8 protein-coding genes are annotated in these 13,376 nt (G+C 69.3%); 3 read left to right on the top strand and 5 right to left on the bottom strand.

The annotated features are described in order from the left end of the window. Nucleotides 1-115 precede the first annotated feature (115 nt). Both ACIQBL_RS35915 and ACIQBL_RS35910 read right to left on the bottom strand, forming a co-directional pair. Nucleotides 116-2,215 (bottom strand): alpha-1,4-glucan--maltose-1-phosphate maltosyltransferase, encoded by a 2,100-nt coding sequence (locus ACIQBL_RS35915; protein ID WP_401949608.1) that lies wholly within the window; start codon nucleotides 2,213-2,215, stop codon nucleotides 116-118. A gap of 217 nt (nucleotides 2,216-2,432) precedes the next feature. After that, entirely contained in the window at nucleotides 2,433-3,644 is a 1,212-nt protein-coding gene (locus ACIQBL_RS35910; protein ID WP_401949605.1) for a S8 family peptidase, read from the bottom strand. Between the two features lie 260 nt (nucleotides 3,645-3,904). Between ACIQBL_RS35910 and ACIQBL_RS35905 the strand changes: the two genes are divergently transcribed. Beyond that, nucleotides 3,905-6,523, top strand: coding sequence for a glycosyltransferase family 1 protein (locus tag ACIQBL_RS35905; protein WP_401949602.1), 2,619 nt, complete (start codon nucleotides 3,905-3,907; stop codon nucleotides 6,521-6,523). Nucleotides 6,524-6,637: 114 nt separating this feature from the next. On the opposite strand, the gene ACIQBL_RS35900 is transcribed toward ACIQBL_RS35905, so the two are convergent. The 3 genes from ACIQBL_RS35900 to ACIQBL_RS35890 all read right to left on the bottom strand — a co-directional run bounded on the left by ACIQBL_RS35900 (nucleotide 6,638) and on the right by ACIQBL_RS35890 (nucleotide 11,176). After that, nucleotides 6,638-7,147, bottom strand: coding sequence for a DUF1990 family protein (locus ACIQBL_RS35900; protein ID WP_401949600.1), 510 nt, complete (start codon nucleotides 7,145-7,147; stop codon nucleotides 6,638-6,640). A gap of 82 nt (nucleotides 7,148-7,229) precedes the next feature. Then, nucleotides 7,230-8,888: a M4 family metallopeptidase gene (locus ACIQBL_RS35895; protein WP_401949597.1), complete on the bottom strand. Its 1,659-nt coding sequence runs from the start codon at nucleotides 8,886-8,888 to the stop codon at nucleotides 7,230-7,232. Between the two features lie 257 nt (nucleotides 8,889-9,145). Next, complete coding sequence (locus tag ACIQBL_RS35890; protein ID WP_401949595.1) at nucleotides 9,146-11,176, bottom strand: M4 family metallopeptidase; 2,031 nt, start codon at nucleotides 11,174-11,176, stop codon at nucleotides 9,146-9,148. A gap of 340 nt (nucleotides 11,177-11,516) precedes the next feature. On the opposite strand from ACIQBL_RS35890, the gene ACIQBL_RS35885 reads away from it, so the two are divergent. Together ACIQBL_RS35885 and ACIQBL_RS35880 are read left to right on the top strand one after the other, a co-directional pair. Beyond that, nucleotides 11,517-12,953 (top strand): ammonium transporter, encoded by a 1,437-nt coding sequence (locus ACIQBL_RS35885; RefSeq protein WP_401949593.1) that lies wholly within the window; start codon nucleotides 11,517-11,519, stop codon nucleotides 12,951-12,953. 24 nt (nucleotides 12,954-12,977) lie between these two features. Then, on the top strand, nucleotides 12,978-13,313 hold the full coding sequence (locus ACIQBL_RS35880; protein WP_401949590.1) for a P-II family nitrogen regulator: 336 nt from the start codon (nucleotides 12,978-12,980) through the stop codon (nucleotides 13,311-13,313). Nucleotides 13,314-13,376 lie beyond the last annotated feature (63 nt).

Here is a 13,376-nt window from a genome sequence, read left to right as displayed (position 1 = left end):
CTGTCCTGGAAGGAGCGGACCAGGACCTCGTAGAAGACGGCGCGTTTGAACCACTCGGGGTCCCGGTCCTTGGCGGGAGTGTCCTCGAAGGTGTCCGGGACGGGCTCGTTGACGATCATATGGTGGGTGACCCTCCGATCTGCGGGGACGGTCGCAGGACGGTGAGGATGTGTGCGGGCCGGTTACCCGGTTCCAGGCGCACATAGTTGGCCCTGCCCCAGTGATAGGTCTCGCCGGTGAGCTCGTCGCGCACCGGCACCGACTCGTGCCATTCCAGGCCGAGTTGCGGCATGTCCAACGAGACCGTGGCCTCCTGGGTGTGGTGGGGGTCGAGGTTGACGACCACCAGAACCGTGTTCGAACCGCTCCGCTTCGAGTACGCGATCACCGCCTCCTGGTCCACCTGGTGGAAGTGGAGGTCGCGCAACTGCCGCAGCGCCGGGCTCCGGCGCCGGATCTCGTTCAGTTTGCCCAGCAATGGCGCGATGCTACGTCCTTCCCGCTCGGCCGACACCCAGTCGCGGGGGCGGAGTTGGTACTTCTCCGAGTCGAGATACTCCTCGCTCCCCGGCCGCAATGGTGTGTTCTCGCACAATTCATACCCGCTGTACACCCCCCACGTCGGCGAGAGCGTCGCCGCGAGCACCGCCCGCAGTTCGAACGCGGGCCGCCCGCCGTGCTGGAGGAACTCGTGGAGGATGTCCGGGGTGTTCACGAACAGGTTCGGCCGCATGTACGCCGCCGCCTCACCGGACAACTCGCTCACATACTCCGTGAGTTCCTGCTTGGTGTTGCGCCAGGTGAAGTAGGTGTACGACTGCTGGAAGCCGACCTGGGCGAGGGTGGCCATCATCGCGGGCCGGGTGAACGCCTCCGCCAGGAAGATCACGTCCGGGTCGGCGCCGTTGACCTCGGCGATCACCCGCTCCCAGAAGACGACCGGCTTGGTGTGCGGGTTGTCCACGCGGAAGATCCGCACCCCGTGGTCCATCCAGTGCCGCAGCACCCGGACCGTCTCGGCGACCAGGCCGTCCAGGTCCCGGTCGAAGGCGATCGGGTAGATGTCCTGGTACTTCTTCGGCGGGTTCTCCGCGTAGGCGATGGTGCCGTCGGGGCGGTGGTGGAACCACTCCGGGTGCTTGTCCACCCACGGATGGTCCGGGCTGCACTGGAGCGCGAAGTCCAGCGCGATCTCCATGCCCAGCTCGGCGGCCCGCGCGACGAACGCGTCGAAGTCCTCCAGCGTCCCCAGCAGCGGATGGATCGCGTCGTGACCGCCCTCCGGCGAGCCGATCGCCCACGGGACACCGACGTCCTCACGCCCGGCGGACAGGGTGTTGTTCGGGCCCTTGCGGAACGTCGTCCCGATCGGATGGATCGGCGGCAGATACACCACGTCGAAGCCCATCGCCGCGATCCCCGCGAGCCGTTTCGCCGCCGTACGGAACGTGCCGTGGGGCTGAGCCGCCGTGCCCTCGGAACGCGGGAAGAACTCGTACCAGGCGCCGTACAACGCCCGCTCCCGCTCCACCAGCAACACACGAGGTTCGGAGACCGTCACCAACTCCCGCAGGGGATACCTGGCCAGGATCCGGTCCACCTGCGGTGTCAACGCGGCGGCGAGGCGGGACGCGGCCGGGCGGGTCTCGTCGCGGAGGGCGGTGACGGCGGCGCGGAGGACGGGCCGGAGGCCCTTGCCCTTCGGTACCCCGGCGATGGCGCGCTCGTACAGTCTCGCGCCCTCCTCCAGGACCAGGTCCGTGTCCAGGCCGGCCGGGATCTTGATCCCCGCGTGGTGGCGCCAGGTGGAGACCGGGTCGCTCCAGGCCTCCACGGTGTACGTCCACCGGCCCGGTTCGCCGGGTGTGACGGTGGCGCCCCAGCGGTCGGTGCCCGGGGCGAGTTCGCGCATCGGGGTCCAGGGGCCGGGGAGGCCGTCCGGATCGTGGAGGACGACGTTCGCGGCGACCGCGTCGTGGCCCTCGCGGAACACGATGGCCGAGACCTCGAACGCCTCACCGGTGACCGCCTTGGCGGACCGGTGGCCGTGCTGGACGACCGGCCGGACATCGAGGACGGGGATGCGTCCGATGCCGGGAGGTGTGCCGCCTACGGAGGGTGGCTCCGGGGCGGATGGCGCCGTGCCGGCGGGGCGCACGGGGGGCGTGGCCGTACCGGATGTCGGGGGTGCTGACGAGTGGTGCGTGGCGGGCATGACCGCTCCTGTCCGCGTCAACGTGGGTGTGGGCGGATGGATGTGGCGAGGTGGGTCCTGCGAGGGGGATCCGTGGCGCGTCTGGGGGTGTACCGGTGGAGCCTTCCCACCCTATTCGGGTTGGCAATCCGGCAGGTTGCCAACTACTTACGCGCAGGTCTCCACCAGAGATCCGGCCCCGTCCTGGGCGAACGGGGCCGGTGCCGTCACTCTCGCACTAGGACGGCGGTACCTGCAGGAGTTTGTCCGGCGAACCGAGTCCTTCACCGGACACCTTGCCGGAAACCGCCTCCGCGACGAGCGCCCTGGACACCTGTGCGGGTGTGGCGCGCGGGTGATCGGCGAGATAGACGGCCGCCGCGCCCGCCGCGTGCGGGGACGCCATCGACGTACCGGAGAAGGTCGCCTTCCCCGTGTCGCTCGCGTACGACGCGGAGGTGATCGCGACGCCCGGGGCGAACAGGTCGACGGCCGGGCCGATGTTCGAGAAGGCGGCCCGTGCGTCGTTCCTGTCGGTGGCGCCGACCGTGATGGCCTCCTTCACGTCGGCGGGGGAGTACAGGCCGGCCGGCAGCCCGTCGTTGCCCGCCGCGACCGTGTACGTGACTCCGGAGGCGATCGAGTTGCGTACGGCCGCGTCGAGCTGGGCGTTGTGGTAGCCGCCCAGGCTGAGATTGGCGACCGCGGGCTTGCGCGCGTGCCGGGTGACCCAGTCGATACCGGCGATGACCTGCGAGGTCGTACCGGCTCCGGTGTCGTCCATGACCCGTACGGCGACCACCTTGGCCTTCTTCGCGACGCCGTACGTGGTGCCGGCGATCGTGCCGGCGACATGGGTGCCGTGGCCGTTGCCGTCCTGGGCGGTGGCGTCGTCGTCGACGAAGTCCCAGCCGTAGCTCGCCCGGCCGCCGAAGTCCTTGTGGGTGATCCGGATGCCGGTGTCGATCACGTACACCGTCACGCCGCTGCCCCCGGTATCCGGCGAGGTGTAGCTCTTGTCCAGCGGCAGACCCGGCTGGTCGAGGCGGTCCAGGCCCCAGGACGGCGGGTTGCGCTGGACGCGGCTGCCACTGTCCACGGTGATCCGGGTGTCCTGGGCGACGGAGGCCACCCGCGAGTCCGCCGCGAGGAGTCTCGCCTGTCTCTCGTTCGCCTCTATGGCGTAGCCGTTGAGGGCCGTGCCGTAGGTGTGGCTTATTTTCGCCCCGTACTTCGCGGCCAGGCCCTTTCCGGCGGCCGACGGAGCCTTTGTTCCCCCCTTGAGTGTCACCAGGTAACTACCGCTGACGGAGCCGGGTGCACCGGCGCCGAGTACGGTCCCCTCCGGTGCGGCGTGCGCGGGCAGGGTGATGGCCGAAAGCACCACGGCTGTGGTGACCGCGGTCAGACCCCCCGCCCGGCGCAGACGCCGCGTGCGCGTCCGTGCCATGTCGAGTTCCCCTCCTCCAACTCTCCACTGGGCAGCCTCTCGTGAGGGGCGAAGCACCACAAGGGCGCATGAGGGGCCCTTTTAGTGCAGGGTGGTAGTAACCAGCCCGTCCGGCGTTTGAGGACGAGGCCCTTTCGGGGCCGAAGCGGGGGCCTGGGGGCGGCAGCCCCCAGCGACGCCCACACCAACGCCGGTACCTTCATCAGAGACGACGACACACACCGCCGTGTGTCATCCAGCGAACGCGCCGAGGTGGAGCTGTGAAGGCGATCCGTCGATTCACCGTCCGTCCCGTCCTCCCCGAACCCCTCCGACCTCTCAGTGACCTGGCGCGCAATCTGCGCTGGTCCTGGCATGCCGACACCCGTGATCTCTTCCAGTCCGTCGATCCCGAGCGCTGGGCCGCCTCGGAACGCGATCCCGTACGACTCCTCGGCAGCGTGTCGGCCGAGCGGCTCGCGGAGCTGGCCGGGGACAGCCGTTTCCTGCGCCGGCTCACCGAGGTCGCCGGTGATCTCGCCGACTACGTGGGCGGTGACCGCTGGTACCAGACCCAGCCCGGTGAACTGCCCGCCGCCGTCGCCTACTTCTCACCCGAGTTCGGGGTCACGGCGGCCCTGCCGCAGTACTCCGGCGGCCTCGGCATCCTCGCCGGCGACCATCTCAAATCGGCCAGCGACCTCGGCGTACCGCTGATCGGTGTCGGACTCCTGTACCGCCACGGCTACTTCCGCCAGTCGCTGTCCCGGGACGGCTGGCAGCAGGAGACCTATCCGGTCCTCGATCCCAACGAACTCCCGGTCGCGCTACTGCGGGAGACCGACGGCTCCCCGGCGCACGTCTCCCTGGCCCTGCCCGGCGGCCGTTCGCTGCGCGCCCGCATCTGGCTGGCCCAGGTCGGCCGGGTGCCGCTGCTGATGCTCGACTCCGACGTCGAGGAGAACGACCTCGGCGAACGCGGGGTGACCGACGTCCTCTACGGCGGCGGCAGCGAACACCGGCTGCTCCAGGAGATGTTGCTCGGTATCGGCGGGGTGCGCGCGGTACGGACGTACTGCAGACTGACCGGTCACCCCGAGCCCGAGGTGTTCCACACGAACGAGGGCCACGCGGGGTTCCTGGGCCTGGAGCGGATCGCCGAACTCTGCGACGCGGGGCTGGACTTCGACGCCGGTCTGGAGGCGGTGCGGGCCGGCACGGTGTTCACCACGCACACCCCCGTCCCGGCCGGAATCGACCGCTTCGACCGGGAGCTGGTCGCGAACCACTTCGGTCCCGAGGCCGAACTCCCGCGCATGGACGTCGGAAACATCCTGCGGCTGGGCATGGAGACCTACCCGGGTGGCGAACCCAACCTGTTCAACATGGCCGTGATGGGCCTGCGCCTGGGGCAACGCGCCAACGGCGTCTCCCTGTTGCACGGCCAGGTCAGCCGCGAGATGTTCTCCGGTCTCTGGCCGGGATTCGACGCCGAGGAGGTGCCGATCACCTCCGTGACCAACGGGGTGCACGCGCCGACCTGGGTCGCCCCCGAGGTGTTCCGGCTCGGCGCCCGGCAGATCGGCGCGCAGCGCACGGAGGACGCGCTGACGGTGGGTGGTTCGGACCGCTGGGACGCGGTCGCGGAGATCCCCGACCAGGACATCTGGGAGCTGCGCCGCGACCTGCGCGAGCAGCTGGTCGTGGAGGTACGGGAACGGCTGCGCGCCTCCTGGCGTCAACGCGGCGCGGGATCGGCCGAGTTGGGCTGGATCGACGGCGTCCTCGACCCCGACGTCCTCACCATCGGCTTCGCGCGCCGCGTCCCGTCGTACAAACGCCTGACGTTGATGCTGCGCGACCGCGACCGGTTGATGGACCTCCTGCTGCACCCGGAGCGGCCGATCCAGATAGTGGTCGCGGGCAAGGCGCACCCGGCGGACGACGGAGGGAAGCGGCTGGTCCAGGAGTTGGTGAAGTTCGCGGACGATCCGCGGGTCCGTCACCGCATCGTGTTCCTCCCCGACTACGGCATGGCGATGGCGCAGAAGCTGTACCCCGGCTGCGACATCTGGCTGAACAACCCGCTCCGCCCGCTGGAGGCGTGCGGCACGAGCGGGATGAAGGCAGCGCTGAACGGCTGTCTCAACCTCTCGGTCCTGGACGGCTGGTGGGACGAGTGGTTCCAGCCCGACTTCGGCTGGGCCATCCCCACGGCGGACGGCACCGGCACGGACCCCGACCACCGCGACGACGTGGAGGCCGCCGCGCTCTACGACCTCCTGGAGCAACGCGTCACCCCGCGCTTCTACGAACGCGGCCAGGACGGTCTGCCGGACCGCTGGATCGAAATGGTCCGCCAGACGTTGACGTTGCTGGGCCCGAAGGTCCTGGCGGGGCGCATGGTCCGGGAGTACGTGGAGCGCCTGTACGCCCCGGCGGCCCACGCCCACCGCGCGATGACCCCGGACGCGGCCCGTGAACTGGCCGCCTGGAAGGGGCGGGTGCGGGCGGCTTGGCACGGGGTGACGGTCGACCACGTGGAGACGTCCGCCGCTACGGCCACCGCCGAACTCGGTACGACGCTCAGTCTCCGGGTGCGGGTGGGGCTGGGAGGGCTCGCCCCGGACGACGTCGAAGTGCAGGCGGTCTCGGGGCGGGTGGATCCGGAGGACCGGATCGGGGACGGGGTGGCGGTGCCGCTGAAACCGGCGGGGGGTCCGGATTCGGAGGGGCACTGGTTGTTCGAGGGGCCGCTTTCCCTTGATCGCACCGGGCCCTATGGCTACACGGTCCGTATCCTGCCCGCGCACCGACTGCTTGCGTCCAGTGCGGAGTTGGGGTTGGTGGCGGTGCCTTCCGAGGACGAGGTGGAGGGGGCCGGGGTGTTGATGAGGTAGTGGTGGAAGTCCGGTGCTTCGGCTGCGGGGCCGGTGGGGGCTGGTCGCGCAGTTCCCCGCGCCCCTAAAAAAAAGGGGCGCTGTCCGCTGGCGCCGGACTTCACTCACCCCCCTTTACACCTCCGAATACGGCGCGCACATCTGCCGCAGCGTGCTGCCGATCCGGCGGGCATACGCGTGCTGGAACCCCCGTGCCGCCGGGCCGGCCACGCGGGTGTACCACTTGGCGCCGCGGCTGAACGCGGAGACCGTCAGCCAGACCGTGCCGTCGCCCGTGCGGTCGACCACGAAGGCCTCCTCGCCGGATTCGGGGTGGCCGGGGAGGGTGCCGTAGGCCCAGCCGGACCTGCGGGGTTCCTCGACCGTCCAGACGATGCGGCAGGGGGCCCTGATCAGGCCGGCGAGGGTGACGGTGACGTCGACGCCGGGGGCCGCCTTGTCGGCGCTCGCCTCGATGCCGATGCCCATCTCGCGGTGCAGTTCCCAGGTGAGGACCGCTTCGGACGCCCGGCGGAAGACCTTCTCGCCCTCGCCGAGACGCGTGCGCACATACAGGGGGTGGAAGCCCGGGGGGCAGAAGCCGCGTTCGCGGGTCGCGCCGACGTCGTCGTACGTGAAGGACATGGGACCCAAGAGTAGGGCGGTACCCGGAGATGCCTTCGCTCCGGGTACCGCCCTTACCGCTTGTCTGTCAACTCACCTGGTGTCAGGTGACGTTGACGGCCGTCCAGGCCGCCGCCACCGCGTTGTACTCGGTGGAGCCGGAGCCGTACAGGGCCGCCGCCGCGCTGAGCGTGCCGGTGCGGGCCGACTTGTAGTTGGTCGTCGACGTGAAGTACGTGGTCAGCGCCTTGTACCAGATCTGCAGCGCCTTGTCCCGGCCGATGCCGGTGAGCGTGGAGCTGTTGTACGTGGGCGAGTTGTAGCTCACGCCGTTGATCGTCTTCGCACCGCTGCCCTCGGACAGCAGGTAGAAGAAGTGGTTGGCGACGCCCGACGAGTAGTGCACGTCGAGGTTGCCGACCGAGGAGGACCAGTAGTTGGCGGAGCCGCCGTCCTTGCTGGGCTGGTCCATGTAGCGCAGCGGGGTGCCGTCGCCGTTGATGTCGATCTTCTCGCCGATGAGGTAGTCACCCGGGTCGGACGAGTTGGCCGCGTAGAACTCCACGCCGGTGCCCATGATGTCCGAGGTCGCCTCGTTCAGGCCGCCGGACTCGCCCGAGTAGTTCAGGCCCGCGGTGTTGGCGGTGACGCCGTGGCTCATCTCGTGGCCGGCCACGTCCAGCGAGGTCAGCGGGTGGGTGTTGCTGGACCCGTCGCCGTAGGTCATGCAGAAGCAGTCGTCGTCCCAGAACGCGTTGACGTACGAACTGCCGTAGTGGACGCGGGAGTAGGCGCCGACACCGTCGTTCTTGATGCCGCTGCGGCCGAACGTGTTCTTGTAGAAGTCCCACGTCTCCTGCGCGCCGTAGGCGGCGTCGGCCGCGGCGGTCACGTCGGTGGTGGAGCTGGAGGCGGCGCCGGTGCCCCACGAGTTGGTGGTGTTGGTGAACAGGGTGCCGGTGCCCGAGCTGGTGGTGTGCTTCAGGTTGTACGTCTTGTGGCCGCCGCGCGAGGCGTCGGTCAGCGAGTACGTCGAGCCCGACAGCGTGGTGGTGAGGCTGACCGTGCCCGAGTACAGGGTCTTGCCGGTGCCGGTGGCGTTCTCGATGCCCTGGTACTCGAAGAGCTTCTTGCCGGTGGCCGCGTCGGTGATGACGTGCAGCTTGTTCGGGGTGCCGTCGTCCTGGAGGCCGCCGACGACCGTCTCGTAGGCGAGGACGGGGGTGCCGCTCGCGGCCCAGATGACCTTGCGGGCACCGTCGGCGGCGGTCTTGGCGGAGCCTGCGGCCTTGGCGGCGGTGACCGCCTGCTTCTCGGCCTTGGCTGTGGTGATCTTCGGCGTGAGGGAGGCCACCTTGATGGTCGCCTGGTGCGCCTTGGTGACACCCTCGGTCCTGCCCGACGGCGCGGTGTGGACGACGAGGTCGCCGCCGAGGACCGGGAGGCCCGCGTAGGTGCGCTCGTAGCGGGTGTGGACCGTGCCGTCGACGTCCTTGACGACGTCCTTGACGACCAGCTTCTCCTTGGTGCCGAGGCCTATCTGCTGGGCCGTCTCGGGCGCCGCGGCCTGCTTCTCCTGGACCAGCGCGGCACGCGCGGAGTTGGAGAGCAGCTGCGGGGCCGCGGCGAGGGGGGCCGCCTTGCCCGCGGCGGGCTGGGCGGAGGCGCCGGTGGAGACACCGGTGGCGAGCAGGGCTCCGGCCGCCACCGCGGTGGCGATGGCCAGGGTGGTGCGCTTGTGACGCGCGTAGAGGGGGGTCACGCAAGCTCCTCTGTGGGGGAGTCCGGCAGTGTGGGGTTACTGACCGGAGCGGTTGTGAAATTGCTGTGCTGAAGCGGCGTGAGGGAAGACTGACATCAGGGGCGCGTACATGTCATGACCCTGAAGTGATGTTGGCCGAAAATCGACTGTCCGGTAAACATTGCGGCAATGTAAACGGCCAAGACAGGGCGCCGCCCCGGGAGTTGAAACCCCGGGGCGGCGCCTTTTCCGTGCGGCCGGAAGTCGTCAGCCGGGTTTTACGGGAACGTAAGCTTCCAGCTGTTGATGTAGCCGGTGTCCTGTGCGGCCACGTCCTGGACCTTCAACTTCCAGACGCCGTTGGCGACTTCGGAGGACGCGTCGACCGTGTAGGTCGCCTGCACGTTGTCCGCCGAGTCGGACGAGCTGGAGTTCTTCAGGCGGTACGTCGACCCGTCCGGGGCCACCAGGTCGATCACCAGGTCACCGCGCCAGGTGTGCACGATGTCGACCGTGACGGCGAGGTTCGACGGGGCGTTGCCCGTCCGCCCGGACACGGTGACCGACGAGGTGACGGCCGGCCCGTTGTCCGGAATCGACACGTCGGTCGTGTTCTCGAACGACGTACCCCCGCCCCCGCCGCCGCCACCGGAGCGCGCACCGACCGCGACGGCCGCCCACGCGTCCTGCACCGCCTTGTACTCGGCGCCCGTCGTGCCGTACAGCTCACCGGCCGCCGCGAGCGTCCCGGTGCGGGCCGCCGCGTAGTTGGTCGTGGACGTGAACTTCGTGGTGAGCGCCCGGTACCAGATCTGGTCGGCCTTGTCCCGGCCGATGCCGGTGACCGGAAGCCCGTCCGACGTGGGCGAGTTGTAGCTGACGCCGTTGATGACCTTGGCGCCGCTGCCCTCGCTCAGCAGGTAGAAGAAGTGGTTGGCCACACCCGACGAGTAGTGCACGTCGAGGTTGCCGACCCCCGAGTACCAACTGTCCGCGGAGCCGCCGTCCTTGCTCGGCTTGTCCATGTAACGCAGCGGCGTGCCGTCGCCGTTGATGTCGATCTTCTCGCCGATGAGGTAGTCGCCCACGTCGGTCGAGTTGTTGGCGTAGAACTCGACGGAGGTGCCGAAGATGTCGGAGGTCGCCTCGTTCAGCCCGCCCGACTCACCGCTGTAGTTGAGGCCCGCGGTCGCCGCCGTGACGCCGTGGCTCATTTCGTGCCCCGCCACGTCGAGGGCCGTCAGCGGGTCCGCGTTGTTCGTGCCGTCGCCGTAGGTCATGCAGAAGCAGCTGTCGTCCCAGAACGCGTTGACGTACGAATTCCCGTAGTGGACACGGGAGTAGGCGCCGACGCCGTTGTTCTTGATGCCGGTGCGGCCGAACGTGTTCTTGTAGAAGTCCCAGGTCTCCGCCGCGCCGTAGTGCGCGTCGGCGCCGGCCGTCGCCGCGTTCGATGTGGTGCCGTTGCCCCAGGTGTTGCTGGTCTGGGAGAACAGGGTGCCGGTGCCGGACGTGCCGTGGTTCAGGTTGTACGTCTTGTGGCCGCCGCGGTCGCCGTCGGTCAGGTTGTAGTTGGAGCCCGACTGGGTCGTCGTCAGCGAGACCGCGCCGCTGTACTGGGTGTTGCCAGTACCGGTGGCGTTCTCGATGCCCTGGTACTCGTACAGCTTCTTGCCGGTGGCCGCGTCGGTGATGACGTGGAGTTCGTTCGGGGTGCCGTCGTCCTGGAGGCCGCCGACGACGGTCTCGTAGGCGAGGACCGGCTTGCCGCTCGCCGCCCAGATCACCTTGCGGGCCGAGTCGGCGGCCGACTTGGTGGAGCCGAGGGCCTTGGCGCGGGAGACGGCCTGCTTCTCGGCCGTCGCCGTGGCGACGCCCGGGGTGAGGTCGGCGACCTTGATGGTGGCGTTGGTCGCCTTGATGACGCGCTCGGTGGCGCCCGACTTGGCGGTGTCGACGACCAGGTCGCCACCGAGGACGGGGAGTCCGGCGTAGGTGCGCTCGTAGCGGGTGTGGACCGTGCCGTCGGCGTCCTTGATGACGTCACGGGCGACGAGCGTCTCCTTGGCGCCGAGACCGATGTCCTTGGCGGTGCCGGTCCGCGCCGACTCGGCGTCGCGGAGCAGCTCGGCGCGCTGCGAGGGGGAGAGCGAGAGGGCCATGTGCGCCGGATTCCCCTTGCTGGCAAGGGGTTTGGCCGGTGCGGCGGAGGAGGTCGCGCCGGCCTGGACGGCTGCGGCGAGCAGAGCGGTGACGCCGGCTACGGCGACTATGTGGGAGGTGCGTCTGCGCGAGGAATTGCTTCTCAACACTGACTCCTTCAGGACGGTCGCGGATCGCGCGACCAGGGGAGATCACTGGGATCACAGGAGTGAAACTGTGGGGTTGCTGTGAAGCGCCAGTGGGAAGAGTGGCAGCAGCCCACGCTTTCTGTCAGGAGCGCGTCAGGAAGTTGGCCGGAATTCGTTCGTTGTCCGGATGTTCGTGTCCGTTATACGGAGCGCCGTTTGACGCCTCTGTGACCGTGAACAGAAATTTTCCCGGCCGACATGCCCCCGGAACCAACCCGTAAAAGATCCGGCGGGATCCTGCCGTGCAACCGGCGGTCCTGCCGGACCGCCGCTCCCACGAGGGGAGTTGACGGTTGCAGTGATTCCTTATCCCAACTGGCTGGACGCGGGCGACAACGCCTGGCAGCTCGTCGCGGCGACACTCGTCGGCCTGATGAGCATCCCCGGCATCGCGATCCTCTACGGCGGCCTGGTCCAGCGCAAGTGGGTCGTGAACACCATGTTCATGGCCTTCACCGGCTTCTCGCTGGTCCTGGTCGGCTGGGTCCTCTGGGAGTTCAAGATGGGGTTCGGCGAGCCCCTGGACTCCCACTGGCCCGGCATCCTCGGCGCGTTCGTCGGCCGGCCCGGCACCATCGTCGGTTCGGCGAGCGAACAGCAGCAGGCGTGGATACCGCTCGTCAACGGCAACGGCCTGATGCCGAGCTTCCGCTTCTCGCAGTCCACACTCGCCTACTTCCACTTCGCGTTCGCGGCGATCACCCCCCTGCTCTTCATGGGCAGCGTGATCGGCCGCATGAACATCCGCGCGTGGCTCCTGTTCGTCCCGCTGTGGTCGACGCTCGTCTACACGGTCAACGCCTTCCTGCTGTGGGGCGGCGGCTGGTGGGCGGCCAAGGGCGCGCTCGACTACTCCGGCGGCTACGTCATCCACCTCGCCGCCGGAACCTCGGGCTTCGTCGCCGCGGCCGTGGTCGGTCCCCGTCTCGCCCGCGACCGCGCCCACGGCGTGCCCAACAACCTCCCCATGGTCGCCGTCGGCGCGGGCATCCTCTGGCTCGGCTGGAACGGCTTCAACGGCGGCGACATGTACTTCGGCGGCCACAACGCCGCGCTCGCGGTCCTCAACACCAACCTCTGTACGGCGGTTGCCCTGCTCGTCTGGGTCTTCTGGGACATGTTCGTCGGCCCCCAGCGCAAGCCGACCTTCCTCGGCGGCATCAACGGCATGATCGTCGGCCTGGTCGCGATCACCCCGGCGGCCGGTTTCGTCACCGGGATTGGCGCGATCTACATCGGCATCATCGCGTCGTCGATCGTCTGGCTGGCCTGGAACCGCCTCTCCAAGGTCCCGCCGTTCAACAAGGTCGACGACGCGCTCGGCGTCGTCTACACCCACGGCATCGCGGGCCTCGCCGGCGGCATACTCGTCGGCATCTTCGCCGACCCGGCGGTCGCCGTGTACCTCAACAAGGACGGCTCCACGGCGTTCTCCACCAGCGGCTGGCTCTACGGCAACCTCGACCAGCTGTGGAAACAGGCGGGTTCGGCCGGGACGGTCATCCTCTACGACGCCGTGATGACCTTCCTCATCCTCAAGGCGATCGGCCTGTTCGTGAAACTCCGGGCACCGGACGAGGTGTTGGAGAGCGGCGACCTCGCGGTCCACGACGAGGAGGCGTATCCGACGGAGTCGGCGGTGACTTCGGCGCCGGAACCGGTGGCTGTGGCGTCGGCGTCGGCACCGGTCCCGGCCTCGGCCTCGGAGAAGGCCAAGGAACCGGACTCCACCTGAAATGGCCGGAGTTGAGGACGACCCGTGAAACTCGTCACCGCGGTCCTCCCGCCCCACCGTGTCCCGGACGTCATGAAGGCGCTTCAGTCGTTCGGGGTGCGGGGAGTGACCGTGACCGAGGTACGGGCCTACGAGCCCCGGTCGGCCCGGGTGGAGGTCTACCGGGGCAGCGAGTACCGGGTGACCCTCGCCCCGCGGCTCCGGCTCGACATCCTCACCCTCGACTTCGACGCGACCGATCTCGTCCGCGTCATCCGCGCCGCCGGCACCCGCGGCACGGGCGGCGGCACGGTGTGGGTGACTCCGGTGGAGGAGGTGGTACGGATCAGGACGCGGGAGCGGGGGCCGGACGCGGTGTGAGCTTCGCTGGATGCGGTTCGTCGAGTTGCGGCCCGGTGGGGGCTGGTCGCGCAGTTCCCCGCG

The organism is Streptomyces sp. NPDC088350, assembly GCF_044753545.1.
In the GTDB taxonomy this organism is placed as follows: Bacteria; Actinomycetota; Actinomycetes; order Streptomycetales; family Streptomycetaceae; genus Streptomyces.
Note: the sequence above shows the minus strand (reverse complement) of the source record. Positions and strands in the feature narration are given on the sequence as shown.